The 14,521-nt window shown below is 47.6% G+C and carries 14 protein-coding genes; all 14 read left to right on the plus strand.

Annotated elements, in window-relative coordinates; genetic code table 11:
* Nucleotides 1-29: 29 nt before the first annotated feature.
* The 14 genes from KNQ02_RS07105 to KNQ02_RS07170 all read left to right on the plus strand — a co-directional run bounded on the left by KNQ02_RS07105 (nucleotide 30) and on the right by KNQ02_RS07170 (nucleotide 14,461).
* Nucleotides 30-578: a cob(I)yrinic acid a,c-diamide adenosyltransferase gene (locus KNQ02_RS07105; protein WP_088836700.1), complete on the plus strand. Its 549-nt coding sequence runs from the start codon at nucleotides 30-32 to the stop codon at nucleotides 576-578.
* Nucleotides 579-1,832 (plus strand): EF-P 5-aminopentanol modification-associated protein YfmF, encoded by a 1,254-nt coding sequence (yfmF, locus tag KNQ02_RS07110; protein ID WP_214801076.1) that lies wholly within the window; start codon nucleotides 579-581, stop codon nucleotides 1,830-1,832.
* Complete coding sequence (gene yfmH / locus KNQ02_RS07115; protein ID WP_214807702.1) at nucleotides 1,832-3,100, plus strand: EF-P 5-aminopentanol modification-associated protein YfmH; 1,269 nt, start codon at nucleotides 1,832-1,834, stop codon at nucleotides 3,098-3,100. The genes yfmF and yfmH overlap by 1 nt, the downstream gene beginning before the upstream one ends.
* A gap of 3 nt (nucleotides 3,101-3,103) precedes the next feature.
* The gene (gene ymfI, locus KNQ02_RS07120; protein WP_214765307.1) at nucleotides 3,104-3,808 is read left to right on the plus strand and encodes an elongation factor P 5-aminopentanone reductase; all 705 of its coding nucleotides are present in this window, start codon (nucleotides 3,104-3,106) and stop codon (nucleotides 3,806-3,808) included.
* A 93-nt stretch (nucleotides 3,809-3,901) separates the two neighbouring features.
* The gene (locus KNQ02_RS07125; RefSeq protein ID WP_029333182.1) at nucleotides 3,902-4,681 is read left to right on the plus strand and encodes a DUF3388 domain-containing protein; all 780 of its coding nucleotides are present in this window, start codon (nucleotides 3,902-3,904) and stop codon (nucleotides 4,679-4,681) included.
* 31 nt (nucleotides 4,682-4,712) lie between these two features.
* On the plus strand, nucleotides 4,713-5,609 hold the full coding sequence (locus KNQ02_RS07130) for a helix-turn-helix domain-containing protein (protein ID WP_214765305.1): 897 nt from the start codon (nucleotides 4,713-4,715) through the stop codon (nucleotides 5,607-5,609).
* A gap of 46 nt (nucleotides 5,610-5,655) precedes the next feature.
* On the plus strand, nucleotides 5,656-6,234 hold the full coding sequence (gene pgsA, locus KNQ02_RS07135) for a CDP-diacylglycerol--glycerol-3-phosphate 3-phosphatidyltransferase (RefSeq protein ID WP_088836705.1): 579 nt from the start codon (nucleotides 5,656-5,658) through the stop codon (nucleotides 6,232-6,234).
* Nucleotides 6,235-6,304: 70 nt separating this feature from the next.
* Complete coding sequence (locus KNQ02_RS07140) at nucleotides 6,305-7,546, plus strand: competence/damage-inducible protein A (protein WP_214807704.1); 1,242 nt, start codon at nucleotides 6,305-6,307, stop codon at nucleotides 7,544-7,546.
* A gap of 103 nt (nucleotides 7,547-7,649) precedes the next feature.
* A complete protein-coding gene (gene recA / locus KNQ02_RS07145; RefSeq protein ID WP_029333186.1) occupies nucleotides 7,650-8,690 on the plus strand; it encodes a recombinase RecA in 1,041 nt (346 codons plus the stop codon).
* Nucleotides 8,691-8,958: 268 nt separating this feature from the next.
* Nucleotides 8,959-10,521: a ribonuclease Y gene (gene rny / locus KNQ02_RS07150; protein ID WP_029333187.1), complete on the plus strand. Its 1,563-nt coding sequence runs from the start codon at nucleotides 8,959-8,961 to the stop codon at nucleotides 10,519-10,521.
* A gap of 49 nt (nucleotides 10,522-10,570) precedes the next feature.
* Complete coding sequence (locus KNQ02_RS07155; protein WP_088836707.1) at nucleotides 10,571-11,365, plus strand: TIGR00282 family metallophosphoesterase; 795 nt, start codon at nucleotides 10,571-10,573, stop codon at nucleotides 11,363-11,365.
* Nucleotides 11,366-11,394: 29 nt separating this feature from the next.
* Complete coding sequence (locus tag KNQ02_RS07160; protein WP_029333189.1) at nucleotides 11,395-11,655, plus strand: stage V sporulation protein S; 261 nt, start codon at nucleotides 11,395-11,397, stop codon at nucleotides 11,653-11,655.
* A 201-nt stretch (nucleotides 11,656-11,856) separates the two neighbouring features.
* Nucleotides 11,857-13,608 (plus strand): 2-oxoacid:acceptor oxidoreductase subunit alpha, encoded by a 1,752-nt coding sequence (locus KNQ02_RS07165; protein WP_214807708.1) that lies wholly within the window; start codon nucleotides 11,857-11,859, stop codon nucleotides 13,606-13,608.
* Entirely contained in the window at nucleotides 13,595-14,461 is an 867-nt protein-coding gene (locus tag KNQ02_RS07170; RefSeq protein ID WP_214807711.1) for a 2-oxoacid:ferredoxin oxidoreductase subunit beta, read from the plus strand. Before KNQ02_RS07165 ends, KNQ02_RS07170 begins: the two co-directional genes overlap by 14 nt.
* The last annotated feature ends 60 nt before the right edge of the window (nucleotides 14,462-14,521 follow it).

Here is a 14,521-nt window from a genome sequence, read left to right on the forward strand (position 1 = left end):
CGCTTCCTTTCGCTATAGGAGTGAGAAAAATGAAGATTTATACAAAAACCGGGGATTCAGGGGAAACATCGCTCGTCGGTGGCCGCGTTAAAAAAAATGATGTGCAAATCGATTTGATGGGTGAACTGGATGAACTGAACAGCTTCGTCGGCCTCGCACGGACAAAAGCAACTTCGATTGAAGTAAAAGAACAATTGATTGTCATTCAACATGCCTTGTTTGATTGTGGGAGCGACTTAATGTACGTCGAACAAAAAGAATCCCGCTTGAGTCAAACTGCGACAGAAAATCTCGAGAGTTGGATTGATAGTTTAACGGAATTATCTCCCCCGCTCGATAAGTTTATCTTGCCAGGCGGAACGGAAGCGGCGGCAAGCCTACATGTTGCGCGAACGATTTGTCGACGGATTGAACGTTCGATGGTCGATGTCGCTCAAGCCCGTCACCTCTTGCCATTCATCAACCGACTGAGTGACTTTTTCTTTGCCGCAGCGCGTTATGAGAATGCAGTCAATCAAACAGCAGATATTGAATACCTTCGCAGTGCACATGTGTTTAAACGAAAGGATGGAGAGTAAATGAGTCAGTCATTCGAAACGTGGAAAAAAGAGGGGACGACGTACCATCTCGTCCCGACCGATAAATTCAAGACAACGACCGTACTCGTCACATTTTCTGCACCACTTGAAGAAAAAACGCTGACGAGCCGGGCGATCTTACCGTACATCATGGAAAAATCGACAGCGGCCTATCCATCGATGAAGGCGCTACGTGAACCACTCGAAACCTTATATGATGCGGGACTTTATGCAGATGCTTCGAAATTCGGCGAAGAGCATGTTATTTCATTCCAGCTCGACGTCGTCCGAGGTGATCTCGTACGGCATGAGACGTTGCTTGAAGAGGCGCTTGATTTGCTCGAACAAATGATTTTCTATCCTGACTTAACCGAAGGCGGCTTCCGTGAACAGTTCGTCAAACAGGAAAAACGTCTCCATGCGTTACGGATCAGCTCACTTTATGATGATAAAATGCGTTTTGCCCAGCAGCGTCTTCTTGAGTTAATGGCCCCTGGAGAAGCCGTTTCACTGTCGTCACTCGGTACGTTCGAAGGATTAGAGGAAATTACAACATCCTCCTTGCGGGATACATATCGGTCGATGATTGAAAACGACCGGATCGATGTTTTCGTCGTCGGTCATGTGACGCGTGATGAAATGGAAGAGGCATTATCCTTCTTGCCTTCGCACAGTGAAAAAACGAGTCATTATATCCCGGCCTTGAAACAAGTCGCCGGTGTGAAGCGTTCATCAGAGACACAACCAATCAAACAAGGAAAGTTACATTTAGGCTACCGTGTTGCAGTCGATCCGACATCTGCTGATTCGATTCGGATGCAAATCGTCAACGGTCTTTTTGGTGGATTTCCCCATTCGAAATTGTTCATGAATGTCCGGGAAAAAGAAAGTCTCGCGTATTATGCAGCATCGCGTTATGCGGCGTTGAATGGTGCATTATATGTCTACTCCGGTGTCGAAACTCAAAAAGCGGAACGGGCAGAAACAATCATCAAGGAACAGCTTGTCGATTTGAAAGCCGGGAACTTTACGGCTGAAGAGTTGACGCAAACGAAAGCGATGCTCATCAATGCGCGTCGTCAAATTCTCGATCAACCCGGACAATTGATTGGCTGGTTGAACGGATCGAAAATGCGTGGATTGACGCTAGAAGATGAAATTCATATCATCGAGACGGCGACGCGTGAAGATGTCGTCCGTCTAGCCGCTAAAATCGAATTAGAGGCAGTCTATTTATTGCGAGGTGAAGAATAATGGAACAGTTAACGTATCATGATACAGACGAAACGGTATTTTTCGAACAATTAGACAATGGCTTGTCTGTTTATTTACTTCAGAAAAAAGGTTATGAAAAAACGTATGCGACGTTTACGACCCGCTATGGTTCAATCGACAATCGTTTCAAAAAAGGTGAGGACTGGGTGAGCGTACCGGACGGGATTGCCCACTTCCTCGAGCATAAAATGTTTGAGTCGGTGCAAGGGGACGTCTTCCAAGAATTTGGTCGTCTCGGTGCATCCGCGAACGCCTTTACATCATTCTCACGGACAGCGTATTTGTTCTCTGCGACATCGCTGATCGAGCAAAATCTCGAAACATTGATTGATTTCGTTCAAGATCCTTACTTTACACCGGAGAGTGTCGAGAAGGAAAAAGGCATCATTACGCAAGAAATTCAAATGTACCAAGATAATCCCGGATGGCGTCTATTTTTTGGACTCATCGAATCGATGTACGCGAATCACCCGGTTCGGATTGACATCGCAGGTACACCGGAGTCGATTGACAAGATTACAGCCGATGATTTGTATACGTGTTACCGGACGTTCTATCATCCGTCGAACATGGTTTTGTTTGTCGTCGGAAACATCAATCCTGCGGAAACGCTTGAGTTGATCAAACAAAATCAAGCGAAAAAAGATTATACAGACCGTCCGGCAATCGAACGCGATTACGGCGTTGAACCAAAAGAAGTCGCACGTCCGCGATTCGAACTCGAGCTCGACGTCAAGACACCGAAAGTCTTGATTGGATATAAAGATGAATCACTTCGTGGCGAAGAACAAGTCCGCCGAGAAATGACGAGTGAGTTACTCCTACATCTCCTGTTTGATCAAACCTCGTCGACGTATCTCGACTTGTATGAAGAAGGATTGATTGACGATACATTCAGTTTTGATTATTCGAGCGAAGAAGAATTTGCTTTTGCAACATTCGGGATGGAAACGGAAGATCCGGAACGTTTCATCGCAGCGTATGAGGAGCTTCTTACCAAGCGTCCCTCGTTCAGCGAGACGGAAGTCGTCCGGAAGCGGAATATGATGCAAGGGAAATTCTTACGGGCATTGAATTCGCCGGAATTTATCGCCAATCAGTTTTCACGTCATGCTTTAGCGGACACGAACATGTTTGCATTGCCGACACTGATTGCTTCGATTACGAAAGAGGAAATTGAAGCACGTTTTGACGAATTGTTTGCGCTTGAGAACCGAGCGATTTCAATCGTCAAACCATATGTCTAACCGATGCGGATTTTTATTACAGGTGCCAGTGGTGCCATCGGTCTAGCGACAGCGAGACGCCTGGCAGCAGCCGGACATGAACTTGTCTTGCATACACATCAACGCCGAAACGAGCTTGAGCAATTTGTACAGGAGTTGCCTGTGACGACTGAAATCGTCGCAGGCGATTTGTCGAATCGGGAAAAGATTGCCTCTCTTTGTGAGGGTTTGCCACCAGTCGATGGTTTCGTCCATATCGCCGGGACGAGCTTTAGTGGACTGTTAATCGATCAATCGACGAACTCAATTGAATCGATGATGACCTTGCACGTCGAATCGCTCATTCGCATCAGTCAGTTCTTGACACATAAGAAACCATTCTCCGCACCGTTGTCGATCGTTGTCGTCAGCAGTGTCTTAGGCGAGTTCGGCGTAGCCGGGGAAGTCGTTTATTCGAGCTGTAAGGCGGCACAACTTGGTTTCGTAAAAGCCTATAGCAAAGAACTAGGCGCAATGAACGGACGAATCAATGCTGTCACGCCTGGTTGGATTGATACGCCGATGAATGCCGTTTTTTCGAAGGAAGATCGCGAACAAGCCTTAGCGGAGATTCCGGCTGGTCGGTTCGGGACGGAAGAAGAAGTAGCCTCGGCTATCACATTTTTAATGGGGGAAGAGGCTGGATATATCTCGGGAGCCATTTTAAAAATTGATGGCGCGTGGATGTGATCGCTTGAGAATTGAGCGAGGAATGCTTTTCATTTTTCAAAAAATCATTTAACATGAGGAATGGATAACCGTATAGACGAGGAGGGCTAGCGAGTGGGTGAATTCGAACAGTGGTATCTTGAGTACGAATTGAATGTCGATCGTCCGGGGGTGCTAGGAGATATTGCCTCACTTATGGGGATGCTGCATATCTCGATTGTCACGATCAATGGTGTTGATCGTGAGCGCCGCGGCATGTTACTTCAAACGAAACAGCCTGATCAAATACCGCGACTCGCAGCCATCTTAAAGACGATGTCGACGATTGAAATCGTCAAACTCCGGAAGCCGAAGTTGCGTGACCGGATTGCGATTCGTCATGGTCGTTATATCGACCATAGTAGTGATGAATTAAAAACATTCCGTTTTGTTCGAGAAGACTTAGGGATTCTCGTCGATTTCATGGCTGAACTATGTAAGCAGGATGGGCATCTGCTGATTGGTGTCCGTGGCATGCCGCGGGTCGGGAAAACAGAATCAATCGTCGCAGCAAGTGTCAGTGCAAATAAGAAATGGTTGTTCTTATCGTCGACTTTAATCAAACAAACGGTCAGAACTTCGTTATTTGACGATGAACGGACGGGCGACTACGTCTACATCATCGATGCCCTTGTGTCCCAACGGCACTTCGATGAGCGTCATTGGCAAATTTTACGTGAAGTCATGCGTTTGCCAGCGACGAAAATCGTCGAACATCCGGATGCGTTCGTCAAGTCGAGTGAATACACGTGGGATGATTTCGATTACATCATTGAATTACGCAACACGACCGAAGAAATCATCGTGACCGAACCTCCACGTGCACTTGGCGGAAATGAATGGTTCAATTTTTAAATAAGTAATGAAAATGGAAGGTGTGTTACCGATGACCGAGCTCGGAACCTACTTAAAAGAACAACGTGAGACATTAGGCGTTTCGCTAGAACAAATTCAAAGCACGACTAAAATTCAAAAGCGCTATATCGTCGCGATTGAAGAAGGTGCCTACGATCAATTGCCCGGTGCTTTTTATGCACGTGCTTTCATCAAAACGTATGCCGAAGCACTCGGTCTGGACGTAGACGAAGTGTTTGAGACGTATAAACGAGACTTGCCGGAACCTGAAGCACAACCGGTCGTCGAGTTGTCACGACGCGCAACCTATTCGAAGTCGACGGCTCCGAAAAAGAGTGTTGCCAAACGGTGGATTCCAAACATCATTATCATCCTGTTAATCTTTGCGATTGGTGTCGCACTTTACTATGCGTTGCAAAATTTCCTCGATTCGAGTGATAAAGCCAATACGACAGCACCGAAACAGAGTGATGTGACGATTGATGAAGGAGACGCTCCGAGTCAGGAGACGGATGTTCCGGCAACGGAAGAGCCGGAAGAAGAACCAAAAGAAGAAGTGACAGAAGAACCGAAAGAGAAAGTCAAGAAGCCACTAGTGGCGAAAACGACCTCTGGGCAAGATATCACATATGAAGTACCGGCGGATAAAACGATGGATGTCTCGATCAGCATCAAAAAAGATGCATCGCCGTCACCGTTTGTCGGAGTACGTGATACATCGCTTGAAGGAGAGGCGCTCGCGCCAGACCATATCAATGCGTCCGATCCGAACCCGGTCGTCGTCAAAGATGCGAAAACAGATTTGATTCGGATTCGCATCGGTTCAATTAAAGGCATCGATAAAATCGTCGTCAATGACCAGGAGCTCAAACTTAACCGTTCGCTCCTCGTTCAAAATATTTACTTGAAGAAAGTAGCTACGCCGTAAGACGGCATAGCTACTGATCTTACATAAAAAGGAGGAGGATACCAGAATGAACTTGCCTAATCAATTGACGGTATTACGTGTCTTGTTAATTCCTGTCTTTGTCGCAGTACTCGCCATCGACCCAAACTGGGGTCAATGGGACGTTCTCGGTGCCGAACTTCCGGTTTCTCACTTTGTTGCGGCGATGATTTTTTCAGTTGCTGCCATCACGGACTGGTTGGATGGTTACTTGGCACGTAAAAATAAGTTAGTCACGAATTTCGGAAAGTTTATGGATCCACTCGCTGATAAGATGTTAGTCGCAGCTGCACTCGTTTACCTTGTAGAGCTCGATTTCGTTGCAGCTTGGGTCGTCGTCATCATTCTCTGCCGTGAGTTTGCCGTGACAGGGCTTCGTCTTGTCGCATCAGACGAAGGAATCGTCTTAGCAGCCGGAAACTCAGGCAAGGCGAAGACGTGGGTTCAACTGACGTCAATCATCGCTTTCTTGCTCCACGACATCGGATTCGCATTACTCAATATCCCGTTTGCTGAAATCACGATGTGGCTGGCGTTAATCTTAACGATTTACTCAGGCGTTGAGTATTTCTCGAAAAACATTAAATTAATCACGAAATCGATGTAACTTATCTCAAACAAGGCTGTTCGCTAAATCGGACAGTCTTTTTATATACTTTTGAAAGCGGGGAATAAAGATGAAAGCAGAAATCATAGCAGTCGGAAGTGAACTATTATTAGGGGAAATCGCCAATACGAATGCACAGTACCTCTCGGAATGGCTCGCGAGTTGCGGCATCGATGTCCATTATCATAGTGTCGTCGGCGATAATGAGGCGCGGATGACGGACGTCTTCAAACAGGCGCAAGCACGTGCCGATCTCCTCGTCATCACGGGGGGACTTGGACCGACGGAAGATGATTTGACGAAAGAAGTGCTCGCTAAGCTGCTCGGACGTCGTCTGCAAGTTGACGAAGTCGCGTACAGCCGGATTGAAGGTTTTTTGAAAACACGTGGTCGCATGATGACGGATAATGAAAAAAAACAGGCGCTGGTCATTGAAGGGGCGGATGTCCTTTCGAACGGTGCGGGTCTCGCGCCAGGGATGTCGCTGAAGACGGCTGACCACCAATATATCTTATTACCAGGTGTCCCGCGGGAAATGAAGCAAATCATCGCCGATCATTTTGAACATTTGTTTGGACAGGAGACCATCAAATCGAGAACACTTCGCTTTTTCGGAATCGGGGAATCGGCACTGAACGACCGATTGACCGATTTGATTCGTTCCTCCCAAAATCCATCGATCGCACCGTATGCGGAACTTGCTGAAGTACGGTTACGCTTGACGGCGAAAGCGGCGCAGGAACAAGTTGCCATCGAGATGCTTGACGGACTCGAACGACTTGTCCTTGCGGAAGTCGAGGAATACTTTTATGGCTATGGTGAAACGAGTTTACCGGAAGTCGTCCTACGGACTTGTGAAGAGGCAGGCGTGACGCTTGCGGCAGCGGAGTCTTTAACAGGAGGAGCCTTTGCGAGCGGTTTGACTGACATTGCGGGAGCAAGCAACAGCTTTCGTGGGGGTGCCGTCGTCTATGACGATGCAGCGAAGCGTAACCTGTTAAGCGTTAGCGAAACCTTGCTGCGCGAACAAACGGCCGTCAGCGCTGACGTCGCGATTGCGATGGCTGAAGGAGCGAGACGTCTCTATCAATCGAATCTTGCTATTGCGTTGACAGGGGAAGCGGGACCGACGAGTAATAGTGGAAAAGCAGTCGGAACGGTCTATTGCGCCCTAGCAACACCGGACGGAACGGAGGTCGTTGAATTTACCTACCCAGCATTCGACCGTGGTATGATTAGATTACGTTCTGTAAAAGATGCGTACTTCCTTCTGTTGAAATACCTTAAGAAAATTGCCGTTCAACCGAAATAAGAATAATTCCAAGTATGCGAATAAATGTTCGTAAAAAGCTTGTCATTCGGTCTCAAAAGAAGTACAATAATCTCAGTAAGATAAATAGAAGGAGGCCTGCTACGTGAGTGATCGTAAAGCAGCACTTGAAATGGCATTACGCCAGATAGAGAAGCAATTTGGTAAAGGTTCAATCATGAAACTAGGTGAAAATGCAGACCAAAAGGTATCTGTTATTTCTTCTGGATCAATCACATTAGATATAGCTCTCGGTGCAGGTGGATATCCACGTGGACGGGTAATCGAAGTATACGGTCCAGAATCTTCTGGTAAAACGACTGTTGCGCTCCACGCGATTGCAGCAGTACAAAAACAAGGCGGTCAGGCAGCGTTCATCGACGCAGAGCATGCGTTAGATCCAGCCTACGCAAATAAACTTGGTGTCGACATTGATGAGTTATTGTTATCACAACCGGATACAGGGGAACAGGCACTTGAAATCGCTGAAGCCCTCGTCCGTTCAGGTGCAGTAGACGTGCTCGTCGTCGACTCGGTTGCAGCGCTCGTACCAAAAGCTGAAATCGAAGGCGAAATGGGTGATTCCCACGTAGGTCTTCAAGCACGTTTGATGAGTCAGGCATTACGTAAGTTGTCTGGTGCAACAAACAAATCGAAGACGATTGTCATCTTCATCAACCAAATCCGTGAAAAAATCGGTGTCATGTTCGGGAACCCAGAAACGACTCCAGGTGGACGTGCCTTGAAATTCTACTCGTCTGTTCGTCTTGAAGTTCGTCGTGCGGAAGCATTGAAGAATGGAACGGATATCGTCGGGAATAAAACAAAAATCAAAGTCGTTAAAAATAAAATTGCACCACCATTCAAACAAGCAGAAGTTGATATCATGTATGGTCTCGGGATTTCTAAAGTCGGTGAGTTAATCGACATCGGAACGGATCTCGACATCGTTCAAAAAAGTGGTGCATGGTACTCTTATAATTCAGAACGTCTCGGTCAAGGACGTGAAAACGCGAAACAATACATGGTCGAGCATCCTGAGGTCGCTGAGGAAGTCGAACGTTTGATTCGTGAACACCACGGTCTTGTTGAACGTGCACTTGATGCGGAAGTAGAAGAAGAAACAGAAGATCTATTCGCAGAATAATATAGAGGCGGTTCCTTCTTGAAGGTGAATCGAACAATCGATAACGTTTACTCGCTGGAGTGAACGTTATCTTTTTTAGATTTTTCGTTGAAGTTACCTCGATTCAAGGTGTTTTTTGTTGAAAAGAGGAAAACAAAGGAATTCTTTCCCGCCCGTTCGTTGACAATGAACGAGTGCTATCTTTACAATATAGATGTACGTTTTTTAGACAGCTTCGATGAAAAACCGAAATGAACTAAGAAACACCTTGCAAAGGGGAGGTGAACCCATGGATACAATAACTTGGATTATCATACTTCTCCTCACTTTGCTCATCGCATTCATCGTAGGCTACTTCTTGCGGAAATCGATTGCTGAAGCAAAGATTCAAGGCGCGGAAACCGAAGCGACAAAAATCGTCGAACGGGCACAAGTGTCAGCGGAAGCAACGAAAAAAGAAGCATTACTCGAAGCGAAAGACGAAGCCTTTAAACTTCGCAATGAAGTAGAAAAAGAACTTCGTGAACGTCGTCAAGAGCTAACAAAACAAGAAGCCCGCTTGCTCCAAAAAGAAGAGACTCTCGATCGCCGTGTCGACTCAATCGACCGAAAGGAAGATCAAATCAACACACGAGACGCTGAGATCGCGAAGCGGAAGCAACAAGCTGAAGCGTTAGAACGCAAAGTTGAGGATCTGTATGAAGAAGGTCGCCAAGAGCTCGTACGTGTTGCGAATCTTTCGCAAGACGAAGCGCGCGCTATCATCATGGATGAGACAAAACAAGCTGCGCTGCATGATGCGGCAATGCTACAAAAAGAAATCGAACAAAAAGCAAAAGAAGAAGCCGACAAGAAAGCACGTAACATCTTGTCCCTCGCGATTCAACGGTTCGCCGCTGAACATATCGCTGAGACGACGGTATCTGTCGTCAACCTACCGAATGATGAGATGAAGGGTCGAATCATCGGTCGTGAAGGTCGTAACATTCGGACACTTGAAACGTTAACGGGAATCGATTTAATCATCGATGATACACCGGAAGCTGTTATCTTGTCTGGATTTGATCCAATTCGTCGTGAAGTGGCGAAGATGGCGCTTGAAAAGCTTGTCCAAGACGGTCGAATTCATCCGGCACGGATTGAAGAGATGGTCGACAAATCACGTCGCGAAGTCGATGAGCGAATTCGCGAAATCGGAGAAGAAGCGACATATGATGTCGGGATTCATGGAATCCACCCGGATCTCGTCAAGATTCTCGGTCGCTTGAAATACCGGACGAGTTACGGACAAAACGTCTTGTTCCACTCACTTGAAGTCGCGCATCTTGCGGGAATGATGGCAGCGGAACTTGGCGAAGATGTCACGCTTGCGAAACGGGCAGGTCTCCTGCACGATATCGGAAAAGCGATTGACCATGAAGTGGAAGGAAGTCATGTTGAGATTGGTGTCGAGCTCGGTACGAAGTACAAAGAGCATCCGACAGTCATCAATGCGATTGCTTCTCACCATGGTGATACGGAAGCGACTTCGGTCATCTCCGTCCTTGTCGCGGCAGCAGACGCACTGTCAGCAGCACGTCCAGGTGCACGACAAGAAACGCTTGAAAGTTACATTCGACGCCTCGAACGTTTGGAAGAAATTTCAGAATCATTCGATGGTGTTGAAAAATCATTTGCGATTCAAGCCGGTCGTGAAGTTCGGATTATCGTCCGTCCTGACGTCGTCGATGATGTCTTAGCACACAAGATGGCGAGTGATATCCGGAAGAAAATCGAAGAAGAACTCGATTATCCGGGTCATATCAAGGTCACGGTCATTCGGGAAACACGAGCAGTCGAATACGCAAAATAAGCAAAGTGGCGGGCGACCGCCACTTTTTTAATGTATTGGAGGAATTAGCATGAAGATTTTATTTATCGGAGACGTCGTTGGCGCACCAGGTCGACACATCTTACAACAATTTACGGCACGTCTGAAGTCGAAATACAATCCAACCGTCATGCTCGTCAACGGTGAAAATGCAGCACACGGTCGTGGCATCACGAAATCAATTTATCACCAATTACTCGAACTTGGTTTCCACGGCGTCACGATGGGAAATCATACGTTTGACAATCGGGACATTTTCGACTGGATTGATGACGCTGACCGGATTGTCCGTCCAGCAAACTATCCGGAAGGAACACCAGGTCGTGGCATGATGGTCTTAAAGGTCGGGAATAAAAAGATTGCCGTCATCAACGTCCAAGGAACGGTCTTCTTGCCAGCACTCGGAGATCCTTTCCGGACTGTTGACGCGTTGATTGCGGAAGTCGAAGGGGAAGTCGATGCGATTTTCGTTGACGTCCATGCGGAAGCAACGAGTGAAAAAATCGCGATGGGTTATCATCTTGACGGACGTGTTCAAGCGGTCGTCGGAACCCACACGCACGTCCAAACTGCCGACGAACGTGTGCTTGACGGTGGAACAGCTTACATCACGGATGTCGGCATGACAGGTCCACTGGACGGTGTCCTCGGGATGCGTAAAGATGATGTCTTACGAAAATTTAAGACACAGCTTCCAACTCGGTTTGAAGTTGCGGAAGGACGGGAACAATTAAATGGAGTCTTGATTCATATCGATGATGCGACGAAAAAAGCAACGAAGATTGAACGGATTCATTTGACGGATCAATCGATATTCTTTGATTAAGTGTCATTTTTGATTGGGAGGTACATTGCATGGACGCCCTGAAAGTATCAGCTAAATCGAATCCGAACGCCGTCGCAGGAGCGATTGCGGGCGTGCTTCGAGAGAAAGGTTCTGTCGAGATTCAGGCTATCGGTGCGGGTGCACTCAATCAATCCATTAAGGCGGTCGCGATTGCGCGAGGATTCGTTGCGCCAGCTGGCATGGATTTAATCTGTATCCCAGCCTTTACCGACATCATGATTGATGGCGAAGAACGGACTGCAATTAAACTCATCGTTGAACCACGCTAAGATCGTTCGGACATAGGTCCTAAATACACGTGATCATCTACTCGGCTAGAGTAGATGGTCTTTTTGTCGTGACGAAAATCAAAAAAACGAACGGATTTCCGGGGGAGGATTGTACAAGTATCTGTAAATCGGTATCATGAGGGAGGATAGTAAAGTAAGACGCTTCCATCATTTCAGGGGACAGAGAAGGAGCGAACGTCGATGTACAATCAATTATCATGGAAAGTAGGCGGACAGCAGGGAGAGGGAATCGAATCGACAGGTGAGATTTTTGCGATTGCCCTCAACCGTCTTGGTTATTATTTATATGGATATCGTCACTTTTCTTCACGCATCAAAGGTGGACATACAAACAATAAGATTCGTGTGGCGACACATGAAGTTCGGACCGTCGCGGACGATCTCGATATTTTAGTGGCATTTGATCAAGAGACGATCGATGTCAATTTCCACGAGTTACGCCAGGGGGCAATCATCATTGCCGACGCAAAGTTCAAGCCGACGAATCCGGATGCTTCGCGTGCCGATCTCTATCCGATTGCGTTTACGGAAATTGCAGCGGGTCTTGGAACCGCACTGATGAAAAACATGGTCGCGATCGGTGCTTCAAGTGCGATTCTCGGAATTGATCCAGAACGGTTTGAAGCCGTCGTCGAACAAATTTTTGGTCGCAAAGGTCCGGAGATGGTCGCAAAGAACTTATCGGCGATTCGGGAAGGAGCAGTTGCTTTTGAAGAGATGGCACTCGATGCCGAGCGGTTCATCCTGGAACCGGCCGACGGGAAGCAACGCATGTTCATGATTGGCAACGATGCGATTGCCCTCGGTGCCGTGACAGGGGGAGCCCGCTTGATGGCCGCTTACCCGATTACACCATCGTCAGAAATCATGGAGTACTTAATCAAGAAATTACCACAGTTCGGCGGAACGGTCGTTCAGACAGAGGATGAACTGGCAGCTGTCACGATGGCGATCGGCGCGAACTATGCCGGTGTCCGTGCCTTGACGGCGTCAGCTGGACCAGGACTGTCGTTGATGGCGGAAGCCATCGGGTTATCCGGGATGACGGAAACACCACTCGTCATCATCGATACACAACGGGGAGGACCGTCAACGGGACTCCCGACGAAACAAGAACAATCGGACTTGATGGCGATGATTTACAGTACGCATGGCGAGATTCCGAAAGTCGTCCTTGCACCGTCGACGGTCGAAGAAGCGTTTTATGATGCGGCGGAAGCCTTTAATATTGCGGAAGAGTACCAATGTCCGGTCATCCTTTTGACCGACTTGATGTTATCGCTCGGAAAACAATCGGTCGAACCGCTCGACTTAGAACGTGTCGAAATCCGACGCGGAAAATTACTGCAAGGCGACTTACCGGAACTTGCCGGGAAAGACTACTTCAAACGGTATGAAGTGACGGAAGACGGGATCAGTCCGCGTGTCGTCCCGGGAATGAAACACGGGATTCATCACGTGACGGGCGTCGAACATAACGAAGAAGGACGTCCCTCGGAAGCAACGAAGAACCGGGTCGATCAAATGACGAAACGTTTACGCAAACTCAATCAATTCCGTCTAGCAGACGCTGTCCTTGTGACGGAACAGCATCAGACACCAGACATCCTGTTCGTCGGCTTCAATTCGACGCGCGGGACGATTGAAGAAGTGATGCCACGTCTAGAGCATGCAGGGATGAAAGTCGATCACTTGCATATTCGTCAAATGCACCCGTTCCCGAGTGAACTCGTCCGGCCACATCTTGAGCGGGCGAAAAAAGTCGTCGTCGTCGAATACAATGCGACCGGTCAACTCGCGAAACTGATTCAGATGAACTGTGGGTTCGCAGACAAGATTGAACATATCTTGAAATTCAACGGTGATCCGTTCTATCCGGCAGAAGTCGTAGAACAGGTAGTAGCAGGAGGCGTTTTTAATGGCAACCTTTAAAGATTTTCGAAATGATGTCAAACCGAACTGGTGTCCGGGATGTGGTGACTTCTCAATTCAAGCAGCGATTCAACGTGCCGTCGCGAACGTCGGTCTTGAGCCGGAAGAACTGGCTTTGATTTCTGGAATCGGCTGTTCCGGTCGCATTTCTGGTTACATCAACACCTATGGTTTTCATGGTGTCCACGGTCGTTCGCTCCCGATTGCCCAAGGTGTCAAGATGGCGAACCGGGAATTGACAGTCATCGCGTCCGGCGGGGACGGGGACGGTTTTGCAATCGGAATGGGGCATACGGTTCATGCGTTCAAACGAAATGTCGACATGACGTACATTGTCATGGACAATCAAATCTACGGCTTGACGAAGGGGCAAACATCACCGACGTCAGCTCCCGGATTCAAAACGAAGTCAACACCGAAAGGCTCGATTGAGAAGAGCATTTCGCCGGTCGAGCTTGCTTTGACGGCGGGTGCGACGTTCGTCGCCCAAAGTTTCTCGAACGACTTGAAAGGATTGACACGGCTGATTGAACAAGCGACGGAACATAAAGGGTTCGCCTTCATTAATGTCTTCAGTCCCTGTGTGACGTTTAACAAGGTCAACACGTACGATTGGTTTAAACAAAATTTGACGAAACTGGACGAAATTGAGGGGTACGATGCAACAAATCTCGATACAGCGAAACGCGTCGTCCATGAGCACGACGGACTCGTCATGGGTCTGATTTATCAAGATGAGTCACGGCTCGACTATCAGTCACAAATCGATGGGTATGATGAGACGGGACTGACGTTTGCCGATCTTGAAATGAATGAAGAAACATTTAACCAACTCGCTGCGGAATTCATGTAAAATAGAGTCGAATGATGGTTTGGTTTTTGGGGATGCTAAACATTTGGTCATTACCGATTA

This window comes from Exiguobacterium sp. s102 (assembly GCF_018618635.1).
In the GTDB taxonomy this organism is placed as follows: domain Bacteria; phylum Bacillota; class Bacilli; order Exiguobacteriales; family Exiguobacteriaceae; genus Exiguobacterium_A; species Exiguobacterium_A oxidotolerans.